We start from the raw sequence: 25,243 nt of genomic DNA on the forward strand, positions 1-25,243 counted from the left end.
TATATAGATAGATCATATGACTTGTTGATTAGATAGACTTATATTGCCAAGCGCTTAGGAGAATAGAGGATATGACGTTGATATTGGATATAAAGCAAGATATAGATCGTTCTGTACAACAGTGGCATACGCAGTTTGCTGAAGATATCGCTCCACTCGGGCAAGAGATTCGGAATGTGCAATATACGACAGAAGCGCTCGCTCTTATTTTCCAAAAAGGGTTGCCGGATAATGCGGTAGAACAGGCATTATTTAAGCTTAATGCCTATCTATATATCTTACAGATCGTTGTCCAACCTGTGCAAAATAAGCTGAGTCGCACGATGTCGTCACTTGGATATCATACTCATCTGGCAGTAGCTGAATTGCAAAAAGCTATCGAGTCTCTTTTTGCAACATCTCTACCTCTCACATCTGCTATTGATACAGAACAACGTGAATGGTTAAGCGGTACACTCTCTTATATTCGTGTCGAAATGCTTAGCGAATCACGCGATTCTTTTACATTTTTCAATAGTTATATGCGTTTATGGAGCAACTGGATCTTGCCAGTGCTCAATCATTCTGTGGCAGATGATACTGAGCAACGATTACAAGCTGAAGTAGAGCTGCTTGAACGATTAGAACCACGATCCGGTCATTCGGCACTCAAGCAAGCATGGTGGTTAGCGCAAAGTTATATTCAGTTTGAACGTGGCGCACAGCATGATGAAGTGGCACTTACTCTGATTCATACCGCAGCTACCAAGCAGGATTTTTATCCTGATCGATTACCGGATTATCTGGAACGTTTGACCGAGCAAGCACAGTGGAAACGGTTAGCCCACTGGCTAACTGAACTTGCAGATGTGCTACGTCAACAACAATCCAATTTACAACATTATGCTTCGTACTGGGAGCAAGTGATTGCCGAACTTCCAGACCAAGAACCTCATATGTGGACAGCACTGGAAACATTATTGCCTGTCGGAGGACGCATTTACGAGGAAAAGTTATTAGCTTATGGGAAATGGCAATTATGGATGGATTACCAGTTAGCGGCTGGCAATGATCCTGCCAATTATAAAGTAACTGAACTGCAACCACTAGAAAATAACGCGCCAGAAATGCTGTTGCCTTTTTACCATCAAGCGGTAGAACGTCATATGGCACACAAAAATAGACAAGGCTACAAAGCGGCGGTCAAATTACTCAAACGGCTAGCCAAATTGTACAAAAAAATAAAGCAAGAACCACGTTGGAATGACTTTATCGAGCAATTTGCTCAGCGAAATAGTCGTCTACGTGCACTTCAAGAAGAATTGCGGAAAGGAAAGCTGATACCATGAGTCATTATCTTCAACATATCACTGTCCAGATGGGACTCAGCGAGTATGGCGATGCTTTAATCTACGGCTCCAAAGAAGCTTATGGATTTGTACCTGCCACTTATCTCAAACATCTGCTATTTGCATGGCATGAAGATTCTTTTTACGGGACAGAGTTAGAAGTAGAAGAAACACCGGAAGTAGAACTAATTGTATTGCCTGCGGAACAGGTGATTCCGTATTTTGCATCGGCTCCTCTGCTTCATCATGTGCAGTGGAATTGGGAAGGCGAGACCGCTCAGATTCGCAAGTTAGCTCCTTATCTGGCGCGCTGTCTGGACGAACGTAAATATCTACCCAGTCTAGCTTCGTATCGGAAAGGGAAATTGCAGTGGAGCTGGGATCAAGAGGTGCTGTTAGAGTGGGCGCAGGAAGACGGAGTCGAACGGGACATACGATCTTTGCTCAAAAATGCGTCTCAACTGCAATTTGTACAAGGATTACAAGCGGCATTTTCTGCTACTGTATTCCGCCAATATTATAACAGTGAAGCAGAAGCCGCTGATCTAAGACGTGAATATCCGCAATTATTTGATCGTAATCAGAGTACAGCCGGATTAGACGAAGAAACATGGTTAGTCTCTATCGGTTGGAAAAGCGATACGGCTCCTTTTCGCCCGGCGCTTCAATTGCTGGAACCGGAAGATTCGAACAGTGGCTGGCGATTACAATTTGTACTCCAAGACAAAGCCGATGAAACGGTTCTTGTGCCTGTACAACTGGGAATTGACGGACATGTAACTGGAAAATGGCCTGAACCCTGGAATATCCATGTACAAGATCGAGCTTCTGGCTGGCTGGAACATTTACGAGCCACTTTACCACGAGCACAATTTGCCGAAACGTCTGATATTTTACAGCGTCCGATGAACAACGAAACCGCATGGCGCTTTCTAACAACAGAAAGTAATCGACTGCTTCAAGCAGGTTGGTTAGTTCTACTACCTGCATGGTGGGAAGCGGCACGTCGCAAAAAGCCTAAATTACGTGCTAAAGTGAGCGAAGATAAAGAAAAACGGGATGGCAAATCCTTTTTCGGCTTAGATGCACTGATCGACTTCGATTGGCGGGTATCGATAGGAGATACCGATCTTTCGGAAGAAGAATTTCTTGAATTAGCGGCTCGTAATGAACGTCTGGTGCTTTTTCGCGGGCAATGGATTGCGCTTGATCCTGAATTGTTAGAACAGATTCGGCGTGCGATGAACGGAATTGATAAGCGACGTGGATTATCTTTTCAAGATGTATTGCAACTTCATCTGATGCGCCAGCATCGTGCGGCTCAAGTTGCCGAAGAAGAAGCAGTTGAGGAAGAAAGTACACGCGTAGAACTGGAAGTCGAACTGAATGAACATCTGACTTCTTTGATTGAAAAGATTAATCAGCAAGTGGATCTTCCACTCACTCCGATTCCAGCAGGATTACAAGCGCAATTACGTCCTTATCAGCATGAAGGATATTCATGGTTATCTTTTCTAAGAAAATTCGGACTCGGCGCTTGTCTGGCAGACGATATGGGACTTGGTAAAACGGTACAATTAATCACGTATTTACTGCATATTAAAGAACATGCAGAGATCGCTATTCATCAGTTAGCCGAACAATTTCATCAGACCGAAGAAATGCAACAGATGCATCAGGAGACGATTTTCAGCCCGACCTCTCTTGTTATCTGTCCCACTTCTGTACTCGGGAACTGGCAAAAAGAAATCAGTCGCTTTGCGCCTTCGCTTACCGTAGCGCTTCATTATGGCAGTAAGCGTCGTTCGGGAGCAGAATTTCAGCAATTGATCGATCATGCAGATGTTATTCTTACTTCCTACGCAACAGCTTCACTCGATCAAGAACTGCTTCAAAGTTACACATGGGCAACGATCTGTCTGGATGAAGCGCAAAATATCAAAAATGCGCAGACAAGGCAATCACAAACGGTTCGTAGCCTTTCTGCTATGCATCGCGTGGCGCTAACAGGAACACCGATCGAAAATAGATTAGCAGAGTTATGGTCGATATATGACTTTATTACGCCAGGATATCTAGGAACAGCGAAAGGGTTTCAAGAACGATTTAGCAATGCGATCGAAAAAGATCATGATGAAGAACGAACCTTACATTTGCAACGATTAGTTAAGCCATTTATGTTACGCCGTACCAAAAAAGATCCTAATATTCAATTGAATTTGCCTGAAAAAAATGAAATGAAAACGTATATTCACCTCACTGCTGAGCAAGGCGTATTGTACGATCAAGCAGTTAATAGCTTAATGCAACAGATGAACAATCTGGATGGCATCAAGCGCAAAGGGGCAATCCTGTCTGCACTCACTCAGCTCAAGCAACTGTGTGACCATCCGATTCTTGTGACTAAAGAAGCGTTGCCTGAACCAGAAAAAGGTAAACGATTCAATACCGAAGCTTGGATTAGTCGATCTGCCAAATTGGAACGATTGCTGGCGATGGTTAAAGAATTACGTGAAGAAGGCGAACAATGTCTAATTTTCACCCAGTATATTGGGATGGGTCAGTTGATGCAAAAGATTTTGGAAGAAGAGTTACAAGAAAATGTATTATATCTAAATGGTAGTACATCCAAAACAGCGCGTGATCGGATGATCGAGCAGTTTCAAGCACCTGCGGTAGAAGGCGATTCGACCAAGCCATCTGTATTTATTTTATCGCTCAAAGCCGGTGGTGTTGGTCTGAACTTAACGGCTGCTAACCATGTATTCCATGTAGATCGCTGGTGGAATCCTGCGGTCGAAAATCAAGCGACTGACAGGGCATACCGTATGGGTCAGACTCGTGATGTACAAGTCCACAAATTTATCTCGCTCGGTACACTGGAAGAACGCATTGATGAAATGCTCGAAAGTAAACAACAGCTAAGTGATAATGTGATTTCCAATTCAGAAGGCTGGATCACTGAACTGTCTAACGATGCATTGAAAGACTTATTTGCGTTACGTCGTGAATGGGCAGAATAATAAAGCATGACATTACACATGATTGTACGTATAATTAAACGTATAATCATGTGTTTTTGTTAGGAGGAAAAAATGATGGCTAAATTATTAGAACCTCAAAAAGATTTATCTCTAGAACAGCCGATTCTTTTTGGACGAGATCAATTAGTGAATACCGCTACGATTTCACGTCAATTCAGCAAAGTTAAATTGTTAGCTAAAATAAAACCTTTGTTTATCACAGACAATGGAAATGTAGATTCTGTACTTTTGAGCTACGAAGCGTACGAAGAAATGTATAATCGTATTCAATCTCTAGAACAGGAAGTTCTAGATTATCGTGCAAAAGAGGTAACAGATGAACCCCAATCTTCTGTAGACTGGCAGACGGTTCGACGCAGTTCTAAAGAATAAGCAATGGAAAAACGATTCTTAGTTCAATTCACCAAGAAAGCTCTTAAAGAATATGAAGCCTTAGACGGATCAATTATAGAAGAAGTCAATACAGCTCTAGAATCGTTAGAACAAAGAGCAGATCAAGTGGGTAAACTACTAGGTAATAAAAGACAAATTCATCTAAAAGGTACTAAAGAAAAAAAATTAAGAAGTTCTGGTGTACGTATTATTTACCAGATTACCGATCAATATGTAGATATTCTTGCTATTGTAAACATTCTGCTGATTGATTTTAAAAAGAATGAGACAGAAGTATATACTGAAGCTGAAATTCGATTTCGAGAAGCAAAAAATAATATCGAACTACCTCAGAAAAACTCACCTTTTATTTGGAAAATAGATAAAATTGCTAATCAAGATTTAGATCAAGGCAGTATGATAGACCAAATATTTGATGACCATTTTGATGATTTAGAAGAATCTATAAAAGAACAAATTTTGCATTATTTTTCTTATGGTGAAGTAGAAAAAGCATATCAAATTCGGTGCAATGCTATTCAGGATTGGGAGAAAGATTAAGTTTCATAATGATCAAAAAAGAGACCTGCTAGTTGAGGTCTCTTTTCTTACTATCTAAATGAACTATGATTTTTGAAATTTTCTAGCCTACTTAATAGAACTACTCCAAGTCTAACTCTACAGCTACTCCCAAATGATCCGATACGATAGCTCCGTTCACACCATTCAATGCTACAGCAGAAGAATGAACAGATAACGGACGATTGGCTAAAATATAATCAATGCGCAGACTGGTGGCATTATTTTCCCAACCTGCAATCGCTTTGACGACGGTATGCCCATCATCTTTTACTTTGGCTAATGTATACGTATCGAACCAGCCTTTGCTCATCACATAATCGTAGCCTTCATCTCGAATCTCTGCTACATTGTTCAGATCACCTAGCATCAGGATCAATTGGTCTTGATACGGGGATAATAACTGTTCTGTACGATCCCATTGTCCACGAAAATGTTCTTCGTCATGCCACCATCCATAATGTCCATCTGCTATCCATACCGATTGTCCGTTCACTTCAGTCTGCACTATCAACAGGCGACGGGTTCGATAATTGTTATAGTCTTGCAGTTGAGAAACAAAATCATAACTTGCTTGCACGATCGGTGTACGGCTTAATATCGCTAACCCTTCATCATACGTATGTCTTGTCTGATGAGTCGGAACCCATGTCCAGTGATAGTCTGACGATAATTGTTGTAACAACACATAAGCAAAGTTATTTTGCCGAATCGTTATATTGCTGTCAGTAGCGTAATAACGTGATATATCCAATGCTGATATATCTACCTGTGGCTCACTCATCGATTGGTTCACTTCTTGCAGAGCGATGATATCGAATTGTTGTTGATTGATATAGTCTGCTAATTGACTGATTTTTTCTAATTGATTGATCTCATGCCATGAATGCGTATTTAAAGTTAAACATTTCAATGATGGTCACCTGCTCCATTATTTTCAGTATATTGATCGGGGTGATGCTTTATTTCACTATACCATAATCCCAAACAGACAACTTCGTGAGATACAGAAGTCATGATTTAGAGCTAACCAGAAAAGAATAAAGTACAAAAACTCCACCCTGTGCTCAATAAGCAAGGAATAGAGTTTTTATAATACATATCTATTAACCGATCATTATTTCACATTTACGATTGAATCCATAATTAATGATTTACAATCCAAGATTACTATTTACTATTTACCATATAAGATTACGCTCCTGCCGGCTTCCACCAGTTACCCGAAATAAATAACATACTGAGCAGATTATACGAATCGCTAAAATAGCTTTCTTTGCTATTTTTCATCCAATCCCAGCCGGTATTGACCCATGCTTGATGGGCACTATCTGTCACCCCTGCGGCTACAAATGGAGCGACAAACACAGCCGTTGCATACGTACCGCGCGCAGTCCCGTTTAGCTGATATCCATCTTTGATATTAACAGGTTTGCCACTGGTTTTACCTTTGATCCAGACAGCTATTTTGTTAGCGATCGTCTTACCGCGGGTATCTCCATACATCGCATAATCCATCACGATTCGCAGAGGTACACGAGAAGCATTGTAATTGTATTCGTTCGTTTCTTTAAATTCATCCAAAAACCATTCCGGTGCAGGCTGTGCTGGATTGCCTACCACAAAGTCTGAGATTAAGCCCGTATTTGGCGAATAGCTACTACTAAATTGATTATATTTGCTATACAGATTGTTGATCACATTTAACCATGTCTGATCTCCTGTCACATCGTAAAAAGCATGAAAATGACTGAGCATCCAATCCGATGGACGGGTATCATAACTATTTTTACTATCCCAATCGCCCAGATTAATACCGTTATTAGAAGTTACATAGCTAGACTTGATCGCACTGATCATTTTTTTGGCTTCTGCCAAATAATTTACTGTTCCCGTAGAGCCCCACTGAGTATGTGCCAGTAGTAAAGAGTACGCAATATCCAGATCACCATCGGTTGCTGATCCAAAATGACCTTGCGCCGCTACATCATCTGCTACTACCCAGCCCATTAATGCCGGATTACCTGAACTTTTGTACGCTCTGGCTGTTTTAAACAATCCATTATAGATTGTCTGTGCATTATTATCCTGTCCTGCCATAAGAGCAGTAATCACCATGCCATATCCCTGACCTTCTGATGTACCTAGCGGGTCAAATCCTTCGGCATCTCCTGTAATATCACCACGTACATAATAACCGCCAGGCAAAGAAGACAAATCATGTTTAAGATAGGTTGATTTCCAGTAACTATAATAAGAAGCTACCGATTGATTCATTGCTGCTTGGGTCACATGATTAGGCTTGATCACTCCTGAATAATTCACTTGTTGTGGAAAAGGTTTCTTTTCATTAGCTGCATAAGCAGATGTTGATAATCCCACCATGCCTGACAACGAAATACTGAATAGTACGATAACAAGAGAGAAGCTAATCCAACGTGTCTGTGTAGATGAAGTACGCATACTGATTATTCCTCCTTCACATAATGTGATATATCCTATTCCGAACCTGAATGTGTTAGCAACGAATTATTTTTATCGGCTCAAGCTTCAAGATGTTTATACACTTTCGCCTACAGCTACATGCTCTTTCGGGAAAAATAAAGGCAAATGTTCTCGATTGGCTTCTAACATTTCAGCTAGCATGTCTTTAGCAATCGCTATTGAAGGCACTAATGGATGATGAACCATCGCTTGCAAAGCCACTTGACGATCTCCGGTAATCGCCGCCTGAATCGTTAATTGTTCATACGTTTTCACCGCATGCATCAGCCCTTTAATATGATCCGGTACGGTGGATAACTGAATCGGTAATGGGCCTTGCTGAGTGACTATGCAGTTCACTTCAATACAAGCATCATCAGGCAGGAAATCAATAATGCCACGATTCGGGACGTTAAGTGTCTGTATATCTCCTGTGCCGTTATGAAGCGAACGCATCAAATTCACTGCCGCTTCTGAATAATATGCCCCTCCACGTTGTTCCAGTTGCTTGGGCTTTTCTTTCAATTCAGGATCACGATACAGTTCAAACAATTCTTGCTCGACTTGCTGTACCACTTGAGCACGCGAGCCTTCATTTTCAAAAGATAACAATTGATCTTGAAGCATCTGAGGAGTCATGTAGAAATACTTGAGGTAATAGGAAGGCAATGCTTGTAACGATAACAAAAAGTCCGCATCCCAACCTTGCTGAGGAACATTAGCGGCTGCATACTGTTCACGCTGGGCTAACAGTTCTGTTAATTTGGATTGTCCGTCTACATCGATTCGGGTAACCCAGTGTAGATGATTTAGCCCTACAAATTCAGCATAGACTTGATGAGGTTCCACTTGATAATGAGCAGTTAACCATTTGATCAGACCGATCGGAGCATTGCATAAGCCAATACTACGTACTTTACTATGCTTATGAATCGCTTCTGTAACCATCCCTGCCGGATTCGTAAAATTCAGCAACCATGCATTCGGCGCTAACTCTTCGATATCCCGGCAAATATCTAATAGTACAGGAATCGTACGTAGTGCCTTCATCATTCCACCAGGTCCGGTCGTCTCCTGCCCTATTACTCCATACTGCAAAGGAATACGTTCATCTACACTTCTTGCTTCTAACATGCCTACTCGCATTTGCGTGCTAACATAATCGGCATCTTTAATTGCTTCTCTTCTATTCGTTGTTAAATGTATCTCAATCGGCAATCCTGAAGCAGTTACCATACGCTTGGCCAATTCACCTACAATCGTAAGCTTGTGTAATCCTTGCTCAATATCGACCAACCATAATTCACGAATCGGCAGATCATGATAATAACGGATAAATCCTTCTACTAACTCCGGTGTATACGAAGAACCTCCACCGATCACAGCTACCTTTAATCCTTGAGTTCTATTCATATGGTCACATCCTGTATTTATAAAATAATAGAATTATGATGTACATTTGTTCTGTGTAGTAGTGATTCCGATTAGATGTATTGCTCTTTCTGTTACGCTGTAGTGAAGCTTCCGATATCGTATAACTGCTTGTACATTTGAGGAGTAATAGAACGTCCTGTCTGTTCTATCGCTCGTAATATCGCTCCAATCACAGGTTCAACTTCTAATTTGACCAATGAGGCTTGTGGGGCAGATTGTTGTAACGCCTGCTCAATCTGAGGACGAATCCAATGACGATCTCCACGTGTTAACAGACTTCCAGCCATCACTACATCAAATGATAACGTGTGCATTTGCAATCGATTGACTATTGCTGCAATCGATTTCCCTATTTCCTGACCTTGTTTAGCCAAAATATCTAAGGCTACGCCATCTCCCCACGCGGCGGCGGTAAATAGCAATTCGGCGACTTGGACAGGCACTTGATAATGATGATCTAGATAGTCATGAAATAATGTATGCACATCTGCATAGTTCAACATATCCAATAACAGCTCGGTGAGTACAGTCGAATGACCTCTTCCATCCCATGCCCGAATCACCGAGCGAAAGACTTCGATACATAATGATCCGCCTCCACCAAAGTCTCCATACATATAATCAAATCCACCACACTGATAACTTTCACCTGCTGGATTAATCCCTGCACTGTTCGTTCCTGTTCCGCAAATTACGGCAATACCATAAGCCCGCGTAGTTCCAGCACGAAGCCCAATCATCGTATCTCCAACCAGATCATAATGTTGAAATCCAAGACTCTGAATCATCGGATGCAAAATAGCATAATCGGCGGGTCGATCTGCTCCTGCTAATCCAAAACAACTGGATGTTAATTGTTCGCGCTGAATACCGGCTTGCTGTAATGCTTGTTCAATAGCAAGTCCAATCTGTTCTCCTGCAAGTAATCCTGTTGTCTGATGATTACCAGCACCCGCACGTCCTTGCCCTATTAATTGACCTTGTTCATTGGTAATATAAGCAATTGTTTTGCTACCACCTGCATCAATACCCAGGTAATACTCCAATATGAGTCACCTCTAATCGTTGCTAACTTGCGCTGTAGATTGCCTGATAATCAATTCTGATTTTAATTTGAGTCCTGCTGTACGCTTACTTTGATTGCTAATCTTACGCAAAATCATATCTGCCGCCGCCAGTCCAATCTGATCTGCCGGTTGTTTCATCGTCGTCAAAAATGGACGCAACTGTGACGCGATATCTTGATCATCATAGCCGATGACCGAGATTTGCTCCGGAACACGTATGCCTGCTTCTGTCAGCGCATTGATAAGACCGATTGCGATATAATCATCCCCTGCAAACACAGCAGTCGGTAATTGATTATCCGCCAACCATTGTTTGCCTGTCTGATAACCAAAATCCATACTATAATCTCCTTGTATAATCGCAAAAGGCTCCAGTTCTGCTTCTTGCAACGCATCGACAAATCCTTGTCTACGATCTCTTGTACTCGTAAATACATCTAACCCACACAAATGAGCGATCTTCGTGTGTCCCAATTCCAATAGATGACGAGTCGCTTCATAACCCCCGTTGTAATTATCGATCGTGATCGCAGAAGCATTATTTTCAGACAATTGGTTATCGATCAGCACATACGGAATATTACGCTTTTTCAGTTCGGATACAAAGCGTTCTTCTTCTACAGGAGACAACAGAATCAATCCATCTACCCGATCTTCTTGAATCAAATAATGGCTTTCTTGATTACCAAAGCTACGAGATACAGATACCGCCAAAAAATAACCTTGCAGAGCTAACGCATCATTGATTTCTTTGGCGACAGCATCAAAAAATGAATCATGTAGTGTCGTCACAATTAATCCAATAATCCCGGTACGTCCACGAGCAAGTGAACGAGCAGCCGCGCTTGGGCGATAATCTAATTCTTTGATTGCATCCATCACTTTTTGGCGATTTTTTTCACGTACTGTTCCTGCGCCATTAAGCACGCGTGAAACAGTAACAACCGATAATCCTGATCTTTTAGCAACATCAAATATACTGGCTTTCATTTTGTATTCTCCTAATTGATGCTGTTTTTAGACAGTAAGACATGAATACGCCAACTATCCAAACACAAACATCCTGTTTTTGCTCATTATACAGGATGATATAGGATAGGGACTACACTGTAATGCGCTAAATCGTTATTTCTTGTATGCCTAAGCGGTTTTATTATATGCCACTGGTGTACTAGATATAGATTTCTGTTTAGCAATAGCGACTTCATTTTTTAGAATTAGAGTACTGTTATAGATGATATCTTTTGTTCTGCTATAGATTGTATTTTTTCTTCTTAGACAATAGTTATAGCGCTTTAACTTTTGAAATAAAAGAATAATACATGCTAGCTTAATGGTTAGGATAAATCGTATGATTTCACCTCCTATTGTTAATATCACTTGTATATGATTTTGGATCACAAAGAATATAAATTCATAATTATGCATAATACTTTTGAGATTATTTCAGAGCTAAACGTTATTTATCTACTTCTATGTTTCCACGAAACAAAACGAATTTATATAAGTTATAGCGCTTTAACTTTTGATATTGGAACTATCATAGATGATTTTAGATATGATTACAAGCTTATTTTGACCACTTTATCGGTAAAATACGTTAAAAATAGGCTTATTTATACCTTTTTCTTATATATTTACCTTTTTATGAGCGATAAAGTGATCCAAAAAATGATAACGATCGTTGTAATCTATACCGTTTAGCACTCGTCATTGCTCTTGCGGAATTTGCTGAATCCATTCTAATATTTCATACTGTTGCCTTTTGGTAACGTTGTTATATTCATTCTTTTGCACTTCTTGTACAATATCTGCCCGAGATACGTATCCTTTAGCCCATGCGTTTAATCGTGCACCGATCATCGAATGAAAAAGATTTTCTTGTGTGCCCAAATGTTCTATCCCCTGCTTCAATAACTCTGGCTTTCGTTGCAAATAATACTTCTGGTGACGCTCTTCTGCTCGTGTAAAATCTGTATACGGTAAGATTTCAGTATGAATTGACTGGGGTGCATATTGTTGTTGAACCCGTACCATGATTTCATACTGCTCTACATTGCGAGATAAAAGAAGCGACATATACTGTCTTCCTTTATATCCATTGATCGCCTCAGGTCGATGATGTTCCCAGAAGCAACATAACAATTGTTCTAAAGATATTTCTTGCGGATGAAATGTAATCTCTATACTTTCCGAATGATCTCCTAAATTGCGGTATGTTGGGTGAGTCGTTGTTCCTCCTGCATATCCTGTTGCCGTCTGGATCACACCTGCAAATTGTCCGAACAAAGCTTCAGGATTCCAAAAGCATCCCATAGCTAATGTCAATTGTTCGTACGATTGGGGTATACTATCTGTTGGTTGTGTATTCATCGTCTTATACTCCTTTGCTGTATCGATAGACATTTAAATTTTGTAACCCTGCTGGCTCTCTTTTACAGTACACTAGAATAGATACGGCATTTTGCTTCGAGCCTTAATCCGTACTATGAAACTTATACATAAGGTGGTTATATCAACAGTGAACAGACAGAAATCTTTACTTTTGTGGAGTCTTTTAGTTGTCGTCATTCTTATTGCTCTTATTCCTGTAGGAATGAAGATGTTCTCCGCATCCAATACTGCTCAACAAGCGCCTACATCTAACGAGACGACAACAGATTCTACATATGTACCAACAGAAACGCCAGCACCTACCCCTGTCGCACCTACAATTTCCAAAACATACGACCTTGTCGTAATCGGTAGTGAAGTCGAAGGGATCTTAATGGCAAAAGCGGCACACGATCAAGGGAAAAGTGTTCTCATTATCGATCCACGCGAAAAGCCAGGTGGACAATTGATTCAAGGACAGATGCTTGTACTGGATGAACCGAATACCAACAAAAAGAAAAGTCTGGTACAAGGCGAAATGAAAAAGCTGTACAACGCTTATAATGCAGGCGATATTCGCACCGAAAAACAATTTATAGACTATTATAACAGCTTAATTCAAGGGATTCCGCTGGAAAGTGGGATTCAGATTGAAGGGATTCAGCAAAGTGATGCAGATGCTAACTATGCGATTACTTCACTAACCTATAAGACAACAGACCAACAATCACATACTATTGCGGCGAAGTATTGGGTAGAAAATAGTGATTACAATGCGCTCACGTCCAAGCTTCATGTGACTCGTATTCCGGGAGTAGAATCTATTTTCGGTGGCGACAAGCCTGAATATATGGCGGCGACTTATATGCTACGGTTCAAAGGCGTAGATTGGCTGAAGCTTCATAGCGCTACATTGTTAGATTATCCTTTAACCAATCTGGAAGCAAAATATGGAACTAACACTTATGTCGATTATGATTTTGGCACAGGCTTTAACAAAATCACAGAAAACTTCAAATCACTAGACCCACAGCTCAAATTACGTGGGATCAACTCGACTTATCAGAAAAATGGCGAAGTGATTATTAATGCGCTGCTGATCTACGATGTCGATCCTGCGAATCCAGAATCTGTACAATCTGCTATAGCGAAAGGTAAAGCAGAAGCTCCGCGTGTACTCAATTTTCTCAAAGAAAATATACCGGGTTATGAACATGCCGAGTTAAACGGGTTCCCGGATTACTTGTATATTCGAGATTATAACCGCTTTGAAACAGATTATGTATTGTCTTACGAAGATGTGGTAGCAAGTAAAATGTTCTGGGATAATGTCAGTATTGGTGGGTACCCGATGGATATTCAAGGCACACGTTCTGTTCCTACCGGTAAAGGATACGGAAAACCGGATTTCTACGGAATTCCACTGCGTTCTTTTGAATTAAAGTCTTATGATAATGTTCTGGTAGCCGGCAAAAATGTGGGTGCTTCGATCAAAGCTTACGGTAGTGCACGTATTACACCAACCACTGCCCTTGCAGCCGAGACGATCGGTATTATTTTAGGGCATGAAACGAAAAAATTACGTGATCTAAACGAAGAAGATTTCAAACGGATTCATCAGTATTTGAGTAAGGATTACAATATTAAATTAGACTGAGTTCGGTTGGTTTGCAAAATGAGCGATATGGAGAGAACATCTCAACATTGAAAATCGTTCTTGTAGAGAGGGTCACATTGGCAGATTGGCTAATGTGACCCTCTTTTTTTATTATAATAATGGAGTTACACTTTTGGTGTAGTGATTTATAGGTTTGGACTGGATTAGAGATAGTTTTGAATCACTAAAATAGCTAAATCGTTGAAAGATGTGTAGGATCAACGACTTAGCTATTTTTCTTTTTTATTAAATGATTCAGACCACTTGATATATCTTTTCTATTCCACTGACTGGAATTCATTAGGCAATCTATTAGACTTTTATCACGTCTTTCAAACTATTGGACTGTTGTGACTTCTTTCAAACGTTGATCTAGCCATGCTAGCGCTTTTTGAATACGGTCTTGAGGAACATGTTCATAGCGAGCACCGATTACTAATTCAGTCGCACAGTGAGCCCCTTCTTTTTGGTCTGTTAAGTATTGCACGATACCTACACCTGTCGCCTGACACATTTCGATTAAGATCGGTTCGATTTGTTCTTTGGGCAGTTCGAAATGAATATGGAACATGTTGGAGACAGGCACTTCTGGTAGTGTGTGAATAGCTGTGCATTTGTTGATCCACCCGGCTAATTGCACCGCTTCTTGGTAGTATTGTTCCATGTTGCCGACACGCTGTTCGTAGTAATACTTGGAGCTGAGAATATACGGATACAAGCTAATGAGATCGCCGCCATGTCTTCTTTTCCAGACTTTAGATTCTGCGGTAAAGTCACTTGGGCCTGCTAAGATCGCACCTGCAATACCACCGATGCCTTTGTAAAAAGAGATGTAGACACTATCGAATAACTCGCATACTTCAGCGGCTGTTTTTTGGTAATATGGTAAAATTTCGAACAATCTAGCTCCGTCTAAATGAATCGAAATACCTTGTTTACGACAGTATTCAGAAATAGCTTGCAGTTCGCTATAATCTGGCAACTGTCCACCGATTTCGCGTTGAGGCAGTTCAAGCAATAAGCAGGCAATATCTTGATCCATTTGCTGTACATCTGCAAGTGTAATCAGGCGATCTTTATCCGCTAGCAAAATTGACTGGATATGATGCAATTCTTTCAATCCATCTTCTTCATGAATCTCTAAATGGCATAAAGGATGGTAAGCCACTTTAGGGCTATTGTGGCGATCACACCAGATACGTAAAGCAATCTGTTGCGCCATCGTACCTGTCGGAAAGAACACTGCACTTTCTTTGCCTAACACGTCTGCCATCTGTTTCTGAAAATCTTCGATCACTTGCCCTCCACCATACTGATCACTCGCAAGATCACCATCAATGTCTGCAAATGCTTGTTGCAACACATGTATATTCCGACCTGCATGACCGGGTAATATGTATTCGGTTTGTGCAAATGCTTCTCGTAAGGTTAAAGATGGTTGCTTGGATGAAGCAGATTCTGTTGTATTGTACATGGATGTAAGCTCCTTTGGATGTAAATTGGGGTGAATATGTAACTATAGCAACGTTATCATATTTGTCTGCAAATGCGTAATGTATTATACGAACTCATTCAATCATTTATCTATTAATAATTTATTTGTTCATAAGCAACAGTAGCATATTCTAATCTTCTAATTCATAATCACCTGAAGCGTACCAAGGTTCTATTTTTTTGATAGCAGTCATAGGAATAAGCATTCTTGTATCATCATGAGCCTCTTCAGGACAAATCACAATAACATTATTGGAGTAGTAATAATGAACATATAGTCCGATTACGAACAAATTATCAAGAAATGTTATTTTAATATCTCTATCCAGATATGCTGGCATAAATATTTCTTGCTGATCCATGATAATTCCTCCTAAGTTTTTATAATATGATACGTATCTTTACTAATATAACATTGATATATAAATAGGCACTTTTATATTTTTTTCAATATCAGATGTGTTCGTTCTCACCCTTTTTTCCAATCATTTAGTAAAATATGATCTGCTAGATTAGGGCATAAGATTTGGCTATATTTTAAAATATATTGAAATTTGATAGTTAAATCCAATCTTATTAAACATTGAGCTAGATTTTCAAAGCAATATATTACAATCCTTAATCTCAGTTTTTTCAAACTATTCGTTTAATCATTTTGTATGCTTGCAACTATCTCTTTACGTAATGCTAAAAGTAAATCGTTAAAATCAAGAGTTATAGCATGCAAATCACCGTCTTCATATAGATTATTTTTTGCTTCCTCATAACTATTTGCATATTCAATTACATAGCTTTTGAATGTTTCAATAAAAGTAAATTTACAATACACTTTTTCTGATTTAAATACGGTATCTTCTTTGATAAAAATACGTTCAAATCCCAAATCCTCGAATAACCGTTCAACTTCTCTTTTAATCCCTTCCATTTCGCATCACCTACAGCATTAATTTACCATTCATATCTCTGGGTACGTTGCTACCATTCTTCTGTCCATCCGTATTTGCTTCACGATCAGTATGTCAGCACATTATCCGTATATTTTCTTTGAGAAACTTACACCCCTCAAATTCTAAAATAGGCTTAATCAATATCACTATAGAACTTCATCAACTTCGAGATAATTTCTTCTGGCACAGTATAATTTCTAAAGTTAAGTGATATTAGATCGATAATTGCTTGCTTCATGGTAAACCAAGATTCATTTTCGCAGTCACTCATATCCTCATTAAAACTTAGAATACAAATACCATAACTCCGTTCTCCCCATATTGCCCACTTCATAGAAGAAGATAACCATATTACGACTTCAGAGTTAAACAGAATAGCATCAGCAGGACTTTCAGCAGGGCCTTGTTCGAGTATATTCCAATATTCATCAGACGTAGTTCCTTTTTGTAAAATGCACCAATTATAATAAGCGAATTCACTATAATAATATTCAACAGGATCTGGATCTAAAACACCCATCATCACAAATGAGTCATTGGATAAATCAATCAACTTTTCTAGTTGAATCCAAAAATCAGGACTCATTACATCATCAAAATCAATGACAACTTTTCTTTTAAAGGGAACTTTATAAACTTGATTGGGTAGTCGTTGTTCACAGTTGAACATCTTTGTCACCCAATATAGAGTCTCTTCAAATTTCTTTTTATCTTGTATAAATTTACTATGACTCATTCATCAGCCCCCTAGTCTTATTTTGGCTATTGTCCTTACTTAGAATTATCATGAATAACATATTTAGCGCTAATTCTTTCAGAGATGTAGTTGATTTACTATCTTTAGCCTTTCTTAACGATTTTTTCTGTAGTATCTATCTGTAGAAAGAAATTTTAAAGCGTACATTTTAATTTTTGTCTAAGGTTATATATTCAAAATATCTATTATTTTATTTGTTTTCTCAACTCTTCAATATCATCAGTTATCCATTGTTTAGCATCTACTTCTTTAATTACTTTTTTTGAAGCCTTTGTAATTGATTTTTTCAAAGAAATAATCTCTGTATCTAACGATGCAATCACTTTCAAGCCAACCTGATTTCTTTTAATAAAATGTAATGTAATATGTGAGCTATCTTTTTTTACTCCCTGCACATAGAATGGGCCATCCATAAAATCAAAAGTTTGTGACGTTCCAACAGATAAGGTTTCAAGTGATTTTATAGATTTATTCCACCATGTCAGAATAACTACAATAAAATCATTCCAATGGCAATCAGGAAAAAACGTATCTCCTATTTGAAAATAAATTCCACCTGTAATTGATTTCTGCTTGCTAAGTTCGAGTGTATATTCTTCAATGACTACACTTACCAATTTGCCACCTCCTACTTAATCTACAGAATCGTACAACTATCCTTGCTCGAATACACCATCTTGATTCATATACGAGCAACCCAGTAAGAATAATAAGAAAACGAGAGCTACAGCACAACCTGAAACACCTATATTCTGCTTTTTGGTTTTCCACAAATAAAAGATAGACAGAGAGATCAGAATCATTGAAAAGATACCAACAGAGAACAATGTGTATCTTGCTACAATATCCATAGAACGTTGAAAATTAGCTGTTGAGCCTACGATTAACCATATAAGTGATACTATATTTATGGCTATAGCGATTAGCCAAACTCCTTTACATATAACTGTAAGTATTCTCAATGTGTACTCCTATCGTGATTTGTTATTTGTTATTCAATATAGAAAATTTATGTACTTTTTATATACGTTATATGCTAAATAGGTTACTTCTTTTATTATTAGATCAGCTAGAAATAACTAAAATCTTTCCAGATACCATTAATTTCAGTTTATTATTCTCTTTCTTAAATTCTAATTCTTTAGATATTCGCTTCACTTTTTCGTTTAATATCGTTACATCAGGCATCTCATATAGAATAAGCTCAAATGTTTGAATATATTCTGTATCTGGATCAAGTGTCATATGAATTTCTTTAATTTTAGGAACTTCTATCTTATTTTTATAACTAGCCTTTACAAATGTATACTCTTTATAGAATTTTTTTGCTAAGTTCATTTGCAATACGACACTTAATAATCTGTAGTCTGGCTCTACACTCCAGAAAAGCTCTACAAACTCTAAAATAGTATCTTCGATTGATCCTTCATTAATTCGATTTTCAGCTAAGATATAAGGGTTATCTCCCATCCATACATCAATATCTTCTACAGTTTCAATAATATTTCCAGGCTGAAAAGGTTCTTTATCTAAAAACTTCCATTTTTTTTGGTAGTTCATTTTATCTCTTTCCATATTACTTCCCCCTAGTTAGAAGCTATTCTGGTAAATAATATATCTTATATGTACATCATCATACTATACATTCAAATAACAAAGTCTCTTTCACGATTCTAATATTCTCATGTGTCTTGGGATAAGGTTAATATTTTCACTGATTTTGTTATTAAATGACCTAGTTACTATTATAAAAAAAACCACCTAGCAATACTTAATCGCAAGGTGGTTACGTATTTATCCATTATGAACCCTTCTCAACCTTCCAACATCCCCAACACTGTATCCAACAACACATTAATCCCTTTCTCACAATCCTCATACGAAGTCAGCTCTTCTTCACAGTGACTTTTTCCATTCACGCTCGGTACAAATACCATTGCAGATGGCAAAAAAGAAGCGACAAATTGGGCATCGTGTCCGGCTCCGCTTGCCATAGTTTTATACGAATATCCTAATGTCTGAACAGATCTTTCCAATCTTTCGCAAATGGCAGTATCGAACCAGACGGTATCGCGTCCCCATAATTTGGTGCTAGTCACTTCGCAATCTCCTTGCACCGCAGGCAAAGCATGAATAATACGCTCTACTTCGCGGACGACTTCTTCGTTTTTATGCCTTGCTTCTAATGTAAAAATGACTTTATTCGGGATCACTGTATGAATATTTGGAAATACATTCGCTCGTCCCATCGTATACACTAATTCTGAATCCAGCGTACTTAATTGCGTGCGAAGTACATTTACCAGATCATTCATAGCAAAAAAAGCATCTTTACGCATATCCATAGGCGTAGTACCTGCATGATCCGATTCACCGGTGACTTCAATCTCGTAACAGACCATACCAACCACGCAATCGACTAATCCAATTTGTAATGTTTCTCGTTCTAATACAGGCCCTTGTTCAATATGTAATTCTAGGTAAGCTGTTGCTGCTTGAATTCGGTGACTCTTTTCGCCTGCATACCCACTTTGAGCTAACGCATCGCCGAATGTAATACCGTCGCTATCTTTTTTATTTAACATATCTGCTTTGGCAAATTTACCCGCCAATACACCGGAAGCCATCATCGAAGGTTCAAAGCGTGCACCTTCTTCATTGGTAAAATTCATTACTGTAATCGGAATACGTGGTTTGATCCCGTAGTCTACCAGAGTACGGACAATTTCTAATCCAGCAATTACACCTAAGATTCCATCAAAACGACCGCCTTTTTTGACTGTATCCATATGAGAACCTAGCACAATAGGAGGCGCATCTTCTGTACCTGCTAGTGTTGCGTACATACATCCCATATCATCGACAACGACTGTCATTCCTAAAGATTCACAACAAGAGCGAAAATATCCACGTACAGCGATATCTTGTTCACTTAATGCTAATCGTGTAACGCCATTGTTAGCTGTTCGTCCAAAATCAGCAAATTGTTCGATCGTATCTGCTAATCGTTGACCATTAATAAATAGTTTTTGTTGTTGCATCGCGATCACCCTATCCTATTTAAGATATATTTTACAGCTTCTATGATACGTTTATGACATGGTGAGAAAAATAATTGGTATGACTTATTGCATTAGCAGACATATACCGTTTATGTATCTTACATCTTACCGTACTATAGAGAAAAGTCATTTGACATAATGTAATATTTTATAAGATTTGAAAGTTACTTTATGCTACATATCTTACAAAAACCAGATCAGAATTATATAGTCAAAAGAGGATTGGCTTTTTCTTTTGATCTGTCACTAGATTGGAATGAAATATAATGAAAAAACGTTGCTGCTATGCTACAATATTAGAATTGTATTGGGAACATTTAGGGAGGGTAAAGTAATCACTATGCTGATTATTGGTATTGCCGGGGGAACCGGATCAGGAAAAACAACTGTTGCTCGTTCAGTGATTGAACGTCTTGGCACAGACAAAGTCACTTTTATATCTCAGGATAATTATTATAAAGAGCACTCCCGACTGACTGCGGAAGAACGCCGATTGATTAATTATGATCATCCGTTTGCCTTTGATAATGAACTACTGATCGAACATTTAAATTTGCTCAAACAAGGACAGGCTGCGTTTGCTCCTGTATACGATTTTACAACTGATTCACGTTTTGTAGATCAGACGCTCGAATTGCATCCCAATCATATTGCGATTGTAGAAGGATTGCATGTATTATCTGATGAGAAATTGCGGGCAGAACTCGATATCAAAGTATTTGTCGATACCGATCCAGATGTGCGGATTTTGCGTCGTGTGTTGCGAGATATCGAAGAACGTGGACGTAGTATTCAGTCGATTCACCAGCAGTATTTAACAACTGTCAAACCGATGCATGAAGCTTTTATTGAACCTTCCAAAAAATATGCCGATCTGATTATTCCTGAAGGCGGACAAAATGAAGTCGGTATTCAATTGCTTTCGATTTTGACCGAAAAGTATTTAACTGGTGATCGTACATGGGGCGAAGCGTAAATGTAACCCTGCTATATATGTAGATTAAAAAAACAGGATATCCATCCTTTTATGGTGTTATCCTGAGACTCTGTTACTATAAAAGCTGTTGGATCATACATCCAGCAGCTTTATTTTTTGCATATCCCTTATAGCTTCAGAGCAACATTTCCTCCTCCACTTACTCTACAAGCACAATACATAAATTTTTCCAGCTACTTCTTCAGTTGTTCGGCATTAAAAAGCCGCTATACCTTTTAATGATACGTAATGACAAAATGTAAAATAGCTATAGATTCAGATGGATTACGGTACGTGTGCTTACGATCTCCTTTGAAACGAATACATTCTTCCTCTACCAGATTATACTGTTCTTGATTCACTTCTACTGTAAGTTGACCCGACATCACAGTTACAAACTCAGTCACTCCGGCTTGATGTGCCTCGGAAGTGTAAGCACGATGCGGTTGTAAATACGCTCGATATAACTCAAATCCATTAGAGCGAAATAGTGGCTCTACTACAAAAATCTCATCAGAACTTCTCAACTGCATACTATCTTGTTTGCGAATAACAGACACGTCCGATTCTCCAGATAATAATGCTGAAATAGGAATATGTAGACCATCTGCAATTTTCCAGATCACAGATAATGTAGGGTTCGCTTCCCCTTGCTCTATCTTAATCAATGTTAATTTGCTGACACCAATTTGCTTGGCAAACGCTTCGATTGTTATCCCTTTTGCGTTGCGAAATTGGCGTAAATTGATACCAATCTGCTTACCCACTGCTTCTTCTTTACTTTGAAATTCCATATTATTCTCCATGATTAACTCCTTTTATATACCGTTATCCTTTATTTATTTCTTTTCAAAAGTATATTTAAAAATACCAATAGTTAATTTTATTTTACTTTTATGATCTTTTTATACTATAATCAGACAAAAGTTAATTATAATATACTATTTAATTATTATTTTATACTTTGAAAAAATGGATTACAAGGAGAATCGGTATATGCTCACCAAACAACAAACGGTTAGAACAGCTTTGCTTGAGGCTTTTCCTTTAGCATTGGCGATAGCAACGTATGGATTATCTTACGGAGTGCTTGCTACTCAGGCGCATTGGAGTCTTTGGAGTACAATCATGATGTCTGTGCTCGTTTTTTCAGGTTCAGTGCAATTGATGATCATTGCTATGTTTATATCAGGTGCCACATTGCCCGGTATGTTAATTACTGCAATATTACTCAATTTGCGTAATTTGTTATATGGAGCTGCACTAGCAGATAATCTAGCCCCTGCTTCCCGAAAGTATCGCTGGTTACTGGCATTTGGTGTATCTGATGAATCATTTGTACTGGGAAATATGCGTTATCAGAAGTATGGAGCAGATCCGTTGTATTTTGGCGTTGTAGCAGGATTATTTTATAGCGCATGGGTGATTGCTTCTTATGTCGGTGTATATATTGGGGATTTGATTGATCCGGTGCGTTGGGGATTGGATTTGGCGTTTCCGATTACATTTGTAGCTTTACTTATTCCATCTCTTACTGACAAACCAATTATCGCTACAGCGATCACTGCACTAGGTATCGCAAGTATATTACATTATATGATGCCTAATAATGAATTTAATCTAATCATAACCGGTATCGTTTCTCCATTTGTTGGAATGTATATGGCAAGGAGGAACCAACATGCCTGAACAGTGGATTTTGATTATTGTTCTATGTATAGTAACCTTTCTATCGCGTCTGATCGGCGTAGAAATGATAGCAGGGCGAATATTGCATCCGACCCTGCGTCTGTATTTTAACTATGTTCCGATTGCGATGATGGTGGCGCTTATTGTAGATCAGATCGTTACGACTGATCAGGGAGCGACTTCGATCTCATTGCCGATTGTAGGCGGTTCTATCGCAGCTACACTGATGATTAAAGTTACACGTTCATTTCTACCTACTGTGATTATCGGCGTACTCGTAGGACTTGGAATACGTTATTTGTTGTCCGGTTAACGTAACGCCAAGTTATTGTCTTTATTGATCTGCACCAATATTGAGCTTAGCGCCTTTTGGGCGAATTTCCCCATCGATATCCAACGTACCTAGTATCGATGCATCGGCAATCCCTTGATGAATCGCCGGTGAACTTTGTTGTAGATGGAAATTCTGCTTCGCTGGATTAACAAATACAGGATTGGCAAATAACGAATGAGTATCATTACCGCTGCGTTTACGATAATCGGTAAAGCCTGTATACTCTTTATTTTTCCAGATCCAAGTTGCTTCTGCGCTTCCATCCGGTGCATCGTATAGATTGTAGTCGATAATATTGCCGCTATTTTTGGTGTATTCGTTGTAGATCAGAACGTTCGATGCTCCAGCGACCATAATATTATTTTTGATCACATTGTTACGGGTATCATATTGAACATATAATTGCCCGTTACCACGATTTAACGTGTCATTTTTATAAAGAGTATTGTTCATAATATGACTATTGGTTGTAGAACCTCGCTCCGTATCATATCCACCCATCGCAATACCTGTTAAGCGGTTAGCGTAGATCATATTGGTGCGTACTGTAATATTGTCTGTCGCTTTGCCTTTATGCTCTGATGCAATTTCGATACCGATATCGTTGTTATAGACTTTATTTTGTTCGATAATTGTATCTTTACCGCCATCAATATAGATAGCTCCTGCCGAATTGCTGTTATTCGGTATCTTTTTTCCGTAAAATGGATTGCGATTAGACGAGATATTGTAGATCGTATTGCCTTTAATTAATCCTTTACGAGCGACATCATATTTGACATCAGGCGCTGTACCTTCATACCCGATTACATCGATCCCGATATTATCGTTATCATGTAACAAATTATGACTAACCGTAAACTTCTCTACATTGCCGTTAACGACTAAAGATTCGCTAGAACCTAGCACCAGATTATACAGTGTATTGTTGCTAATTGTAATATCATGCAACGACTCTGGCGCTTTGTTGCCATAGATAGCGATTCCATGTGCATCTCGACCTGTCGCATTATTCCCTGATAAAGAGACGGTACTTTTAATATCATGGATACGGTTGTTTAGCAGTTGAATATGACCGCCAGCTCCTTGCACACTGATACCCGCAGGAACTTCATCTGCATGATTGGTTGTATAATTACGAATCTCTAATCCTTTGATCGTAATATAACTAGCATCGTGAATATCGACCATCCCTTGCAGTCCATCAACTGCTTGTCCTGTGCCATCCAAAATTGCTTTTTCAGAGCGATAATTAGTAAATGTAATATTTCCTTTGCTTGCGGAACCGGAACGAGTGATCGCTAGTTGTTGCTTGTACACGCCTGCACGTACATAAACAGTGCTACCTGCTGGCACGGTATCTGCGGCATGTTGGAGCGTTTTCCAGGGAGACGTGATCGTTCCTGCCTGACTATCTTTGCCTGTAGGAGATACATAATATTGAGCAGTCGCCGCTTCGGCTGAAGGCGGAACACTATATACAAATAAACTTATACATAAGATACAGCCCAGACCGATCAAGCTATATAATAGAGATTTTCGCAATGAATGATCATCCTTTCTTTCTTAAAGATCTGAACATGTCCCATTATAAACGTAATCTGACCACTGTCTAGCATCGGATGATGTAGTCGATTATTTTTATA

General features: G+C 38.9%; 23 protein-coding genes. 8 read left to right on the top strand and 15 right to left on the bottom strand.

The window, feature by feature from the left end:
* Positions 1-71: 71 nt before the first annotated feature.
* The 4 genes from ACFSGI_RS22810 to ACFSGI_RS22825 all read left to right on the top strand — a co-directional run bounded on the left by ACFSGI_RS22810 (position 72) and on the right by ACFSGI_RS22825 (position 5,305).
* The gene (locus ACFSGI_RS22810) at positions 72-1,328 is read left to right on the top strand and encodes a hypothetical protein (RefSeq protein WP_204826947.1); all 1,257 of its coding nucleotides are present in this window, start codon (positions 72-74) and stop codon (positions 1,326-1,328) included.
* Positions 1,325-4,351 (top strand): DEAD/DEAH box helicase, encoded by a 3,027-nt coding sequence (locus tag ACFSGI_RS22815; protein WP_204826946.1) that lies wholly within the window; start codon positions 1,325-1,327, stop codon positions 4,349-4,351. The genes ACFSGI_RS22810 and ACFSGI_RS22815 overlap by 4 nt, the downstream gene beginning before the upstream one ends.
* 75 nt (positions 4,352-4,426) lie before the next feature.
* Entirely contained in the window at positions 4,427-4,744 is a 318-nt protein-coding gene (locus ACFSGI_RS22820; RefSeq protein ID WP_204826945.1) for a hypothetical protein, read from the top strand.
* A gap of 3 nt (positions 4,745-4,747) precedes the next feature.
* Positions 4,748-5,305: a type II toxin-antitoxin system RelE family toxin gene (locus ACFSGI_RS22825; RefSeq protein WP_204826944.1), complete on the top strand. Its 558-nt coding sequence runs from the start codon at positions 4,748-4,750 to the stop codon at positions 5,303-5,305.
* Between the two features lie 100 nt (positions 5,306-5,405).
* Here ACFSGI_RS22825 and ACFSGI_RS22830 read toward each other — a convergent pair whose 3' ends face one another.
* From ACFSGI_RS22830 to ACFSGI_RS22855, 6 genes are all read right to left on the bottom strand, one after another.
* Positions 5,406-6,236, bottom strand: coding sequence for an endonuclease/exonuclease/phosphatase family protein (locus ACFSGI_RS22830; RefSeq protein WP_204826943.1), 831 nt, complete (start codon positions 6,234-6,236; stop codon positions 5,406-5,408).
* A 281-nt stretch (positions 6,237-6,517) separates the two neighbouring features.
* Positions 6,518-7,708, bottom strand: coding sequence for a glycosyl hydrolase family 8 (locus tag ACFSGI_RS22835; RefSeq protein WP_379284563.1), 1,191 nt, complete (start codon positions 7,706-7,708; stop codon positions 6,518-6,520).
* A 174-nt stretch (positions 7,709-7,882) separates the two neighbouring features.
* A complete protein-coding gene (locus ACFSGI_RS22840; protein ID WP_204826941.1) occupies positions 7,883-9,220 on the bottom strand; it encodes a 6-phospho-beta-glucosidase in 1,338 nt (445 codons plus the stop codon).
* 92 nt (positions 9,221-9,312) lie between these two features.
* On the bottom strand, positions 9,313-10,287 hold the full coding sequence (locus tag ACFSGI_RS22845; protein WP_204826940.1) for an N-acetylglucosamine kinase: 975 nt from the start codon (positions 10,285-10,287) through the stop codon (positions 9,313-9,315).
* 12 nt (positions 10,288-10,299) lie between these two features.
* Positions 10,300-11,298, bottom strand: a complete 999-nt coding sequence (locus ACFSGI_RS22850; protein WP_204826939.1) for a LacI family DNA-binding transcriptional regulator — start codon at positions 11,296-11,298, stop codon at positions 10,300-10,302.
* 720 nt (positions 11,299-12,018) lie between these two features.
* On the bottom strand, positions 12,019-12,681 hold the full coding sequence (locus ACFSGI_RS22855) for a peptide-methionine (S)-S-oxide reductase MsrA (protein WP_204826938.1): 663 nt from the start codon (positions 12,679-12,681) through the stop codon (positions 12,019-12,021).
* 148 nt (positions 12,682-12,829) lie between these two features.
* Here ACFSGI_RS22855 and ACFSGI_RS22860 point away from each other — a divergent pair, with 148 nt between their 5' ends.
* Positions 12,830-14,338 (top strand): FAD-dependent oxidoreductase, encoded by a 1,509-nt coding sequence (locus ACFSGI_RS22860; RefSeq protein ID WP_379284528.1) that lies wholly within the window; start codon positions 12,830-12,832, stop codon positions 14,336-14,338.
* Positions 14,339-14,675: 337 nt separating this feature from the next.
* Here the strand turns inward: ACFSGI_RS22860 and ACFSGI_RS22865 are convergent, their stop codons facing one another.
* The 7 genes from ACFSGI_RS22865 to ACFSGI_RS22895 form a co-directional block, all read right to left on the bottom strand.
* Positions 14,676-15,812 carry a threonine aldolase family protein gene (locus ACFSGI_RS22865; protein ID WP_204826937.1) on the bottom strand — a complete coding sequence of 379 codons (1,137 nt, stop codon included), beginning with the start codon at positions 15,810-15,812 and terminating at the stop codon, positions 14,676-14,678.
* A 151-nt stretch (positions 15,813-15,963) separates the two neighbouring features.
* Positions 15,964-16,194 carry a hypothetical protein gene (locus ACFSGI_RS22870; protein WP_204826936.1) on the bottom strand — a complete coding sequence of 77 codons (231 nt, stop codon included), beginning with the start codon at positions 16,192-16,194 and terminating at the stop codon, positions 15,964-15,966.
* Positions 16,195-16,478: 284 nt separating this feature from the next.
* Positions 16,479-16,757, bottom strand: coding sequence for a hypothetical protein (locus ACFSGI_RS22875; protein ID WP_204826935.1), 279 nt, complete (start codon positions 16,755-16,757; stop codon positions 16,479-16,481).
* Positions 16,758-16,912: 155 nt separating this feature from the next.
* Positions 16,913-17,515 carry a hypothetical protein gene (locus ACFSGI_RS22880; protein ID WP_204826934.1) on the bottom strand — a complete coding sequence of 201 codons (603 nt, stop codon included), beginning with the start codon at positions 17,513-17,515 and terminating at the stop codon, positions 16,913-16,915.
* A 206-nt stretch (positions 17,516-17,721) separates the two neighbouring features.
* Positions 17,722-18,153: a prefoldin domain-containing protein gene (locus tag ACFSGI_RS22885; protein WP_204826933.1), complete on the bottom strand. Its 432-nt coding sequence runs from the start codon at positions 18,151-18,153 to the stop codon at positions 17,722-17,724.
* A gap of 448 nt (positions 18,154-18,601) precedes the next feature.
* A complete protein-coding gene (locus ACFSGI_RS22890; protein WP_204826932.1) occupies positions 18,602-19,111 on the bottom strand; it encodes a hypothetical protein in 510 nt (169 codons plus the stop codon).
* Positions 19,112-19,350: 239 nt separating this feature from the next.
* Positions 19,351-20,577, bottom strand: coding sequence for a Zn-dependent hydrolase (locus tag ACFSGI_RS22895; RefSeq protein ID WP_204826931.1), 1,227 nt, complete (start codon positions 20,575-20,577; stop codon positions 19,351-19,353).
* A 361-nt stretch (positions 20,578-20,938) separates the two neighbouring features.
* Between ACFSGI_RS22895 and udk the strand changes: the two genes are divergently transcribed.
* A complete protein-coding gene (gene udk / locus ACFSGI_RS22900; protein ID WP_204826930.1) occupies positions 20,939-21,574 on the top strand; it encodes a uridine kinase in 636 nt (211 codons plus the stop codon).
* A gap of 236 nt (positions 21,575-21,810) precedes the next feature.
* Here the strand turns inward: udk and ACFSGI_RS22905 are convergent, their stop codons facing one another.
* The gene (locus tag ACFSGI_RS22905; RefSeq protein ID WP_204826929.1) at positions 21,811-22,380 is read right to left on the bottom strand and encodes a helix-turn-helix domain-containing protein; all 570 of its coding nucleotides are present in this window, start codon (positions 22,378-22,380) and stop codon (positions 21,811-21,813) included.
* 190 nt (positions 22,381-22,570) lie between these two features.
* On the opposite strand from ACFSGI_RS22905, the gene ACFSGI_RS22910 reads away from it, so the two are divergent.
* Together ACFSGI_RS22910 and ACFSGI_RS22915 are read left to right on the top strand one after the other, a co-directional pair.
* On the top strand, positions 22,571-23,263 hold the full coding sequence (locus ACFSGI_RS22910) for an AzlC family ABC transporter permease (protein ID WP_204826928.1): 693 nt from the start codon (positions 22,571-22,573) through the stop codon (positions 23,261-23,263).
* Positions 23,256-23,576: an AzlD domain-containing protein gene (locus ACFSGI_RS22915; RefSeq protein ID WP_204826927.1), complete on the top strand. Its 321-nt coding sequence runs from the start codon at positions 23,256-23,258 to the stop codon at positions 23,574-23,576. The genes ACFSGI_RS22910 and ACFSGI_RS22915 overlap by 8 nt, the downstream gene beginning before the upstream one ends.
* Positions 23,577-23,597: 21 nt before the next feature.
* On the opposite strand, the gene ACFSGI_RS22920 is transcribed toward ACFSGI_RS22915, so the two are convergent.
* A complete protein-coding gene (locus ACFSGI_RS22920) occupies positions 23,598-25,142 on the bottom strand; it encodes a right-handed parallel beta-helix repeat-containing protein (protein WP_204826926.1) in 1,545 nt (514 codons plus the stop codon).
* Positions 25,143-25,243: the final 101 nt, after the last annotated feature.

Origin of the sequence: Paenibacillus nicotianae, assembly GCF_042681745.1 — a bacterium.
GTDB classification, from domain to species: domain Bacteria; phylum Bacillota; class Bacilli; order Paenibacillales; family Paenibacillaceae; genus Saccharibacillus; species Saccharibacillus nicotianae.

Coding starts and splice junctions, on each gene's coding strand:
- ACFSGI_RS22835 (WP_379284563.1), bottom strand. CDS start 7,708: ATGGTGGGATTATCAACATCTGCTTATGCAGCTAATGAAAAGAAACCT.
- ACFSGI_RS22895 (WP_204826931.1), bottom strand. CDS start 20,577: ATGCAACAACAAAAACTATTTATTAATGGTCAACGATTAGCAGATACG.
- ACFSGI_RS22870 (WP_204826936.1), bottom strand. CDS start 16,194: ATGGATCAGCAAGAAATATTTATGCCAGCATATCTGGATAGAGATATT.
- ACFSGI_RS22890 (WP_204826932.1), bottom strand. CDS start 19,111: ATGGAAAGAGATAAAATGAACTACCAAAAAAAATGGAAGTTTTTAGAT.
- ACFSGI_RS22880 (WP_204826934.1), bottom strand. CDS start 17,515: ATGAGTCATAGTAAATTTATACAAGATAAAAAGAAATTTGAAGAGACT.
- ACFSGI_RS22825 (WP_204826944.1), top strand. CDS start 4,748: ATGGAAAAACGATTCTTAGTTCAATTCACCAAGAAAGCTCTTAAAGAA.
- ACFSGI_RS22855 (WP_204826938.1), bottom strand. CDS start 12,681: ATGAATACACAACCAACAGATAGTATACCCCAATCGTACGAACAATTG.
- ACFSGI_RS22865 (WP_204826937.1), bottom strand. CDS start 15,812: ATGTACAATACAACAGAATCTGCTTCATCCAAGCAACCATCTTTAACC.
- ACFSGI_RS22915 (WP_204826927.1), top strand. CDS start 23,256: ATGCCTGAACAGTGGATTTTGATTATTGTTCTATGTATAGTAACCTTT.
- ACFSGI_RS22875 (WP_204826935.1), bottom strand. CDS start 16,757: ATGGAAGGGATTAAAAGAGAAGTTGAACGGTTATTCGAGGATTTGGGA.
- ACFSGI_RS22905 (WP_204826929.1), bottom strand. CDS start 22,380: ATGGAGAATAATATGGAATTTCAAAGTAAAGAAGAAGCAGTGGGTAAG.
- ACFSGI_RS22810 (WP_204826947.1), top strand. CDS start 72: ATGACGTTGATATTGGATATAAAGCAAGATATAGATCGTTCTGTACAA.
- udk (WP_204826930.1), top strand. CDS start 20,939: ATGCTGATTATTGGTATTGCCGGGGGAACCGGATCAGGAAAAACAACT.
- ACFSGI_RS22820 (WP_204826945.1), top strand. CDS start 4,427: ATGGCTAAATTATTAGAACCTCAAAAAGATTTATCTCTAGAACAGCCG.
- ACFSGI_RS22815 (WP_204826946.1), top strand. CDS start 1,325: ATGAGTCATTATCTTCAACATATCACTGTCCAGATGGGACTCAGCGAG.
- ACFSGI_RS22910 (WP_204826928.1), top strand. CDS start 22,571: ATGCTCACCAAACAACAAACGGTTAGAACAGCTTTGCTTGAGGCTTTT.
- ACFSGI_RS22850 (WP_204826939.1), bottom strand. CDS start 11,298: ATGAAAGCCAGTATATTTGATGTTGCTAAAAGATCAGGATTATCGGTT.
- ACFSGI_RS22840 (WP_204826941.1), bottom strand. CDS start 9,220: ATGAATAGAACTCAAGGATTAAAGGTAGCTGTGATCGGTGGAGGTTCT.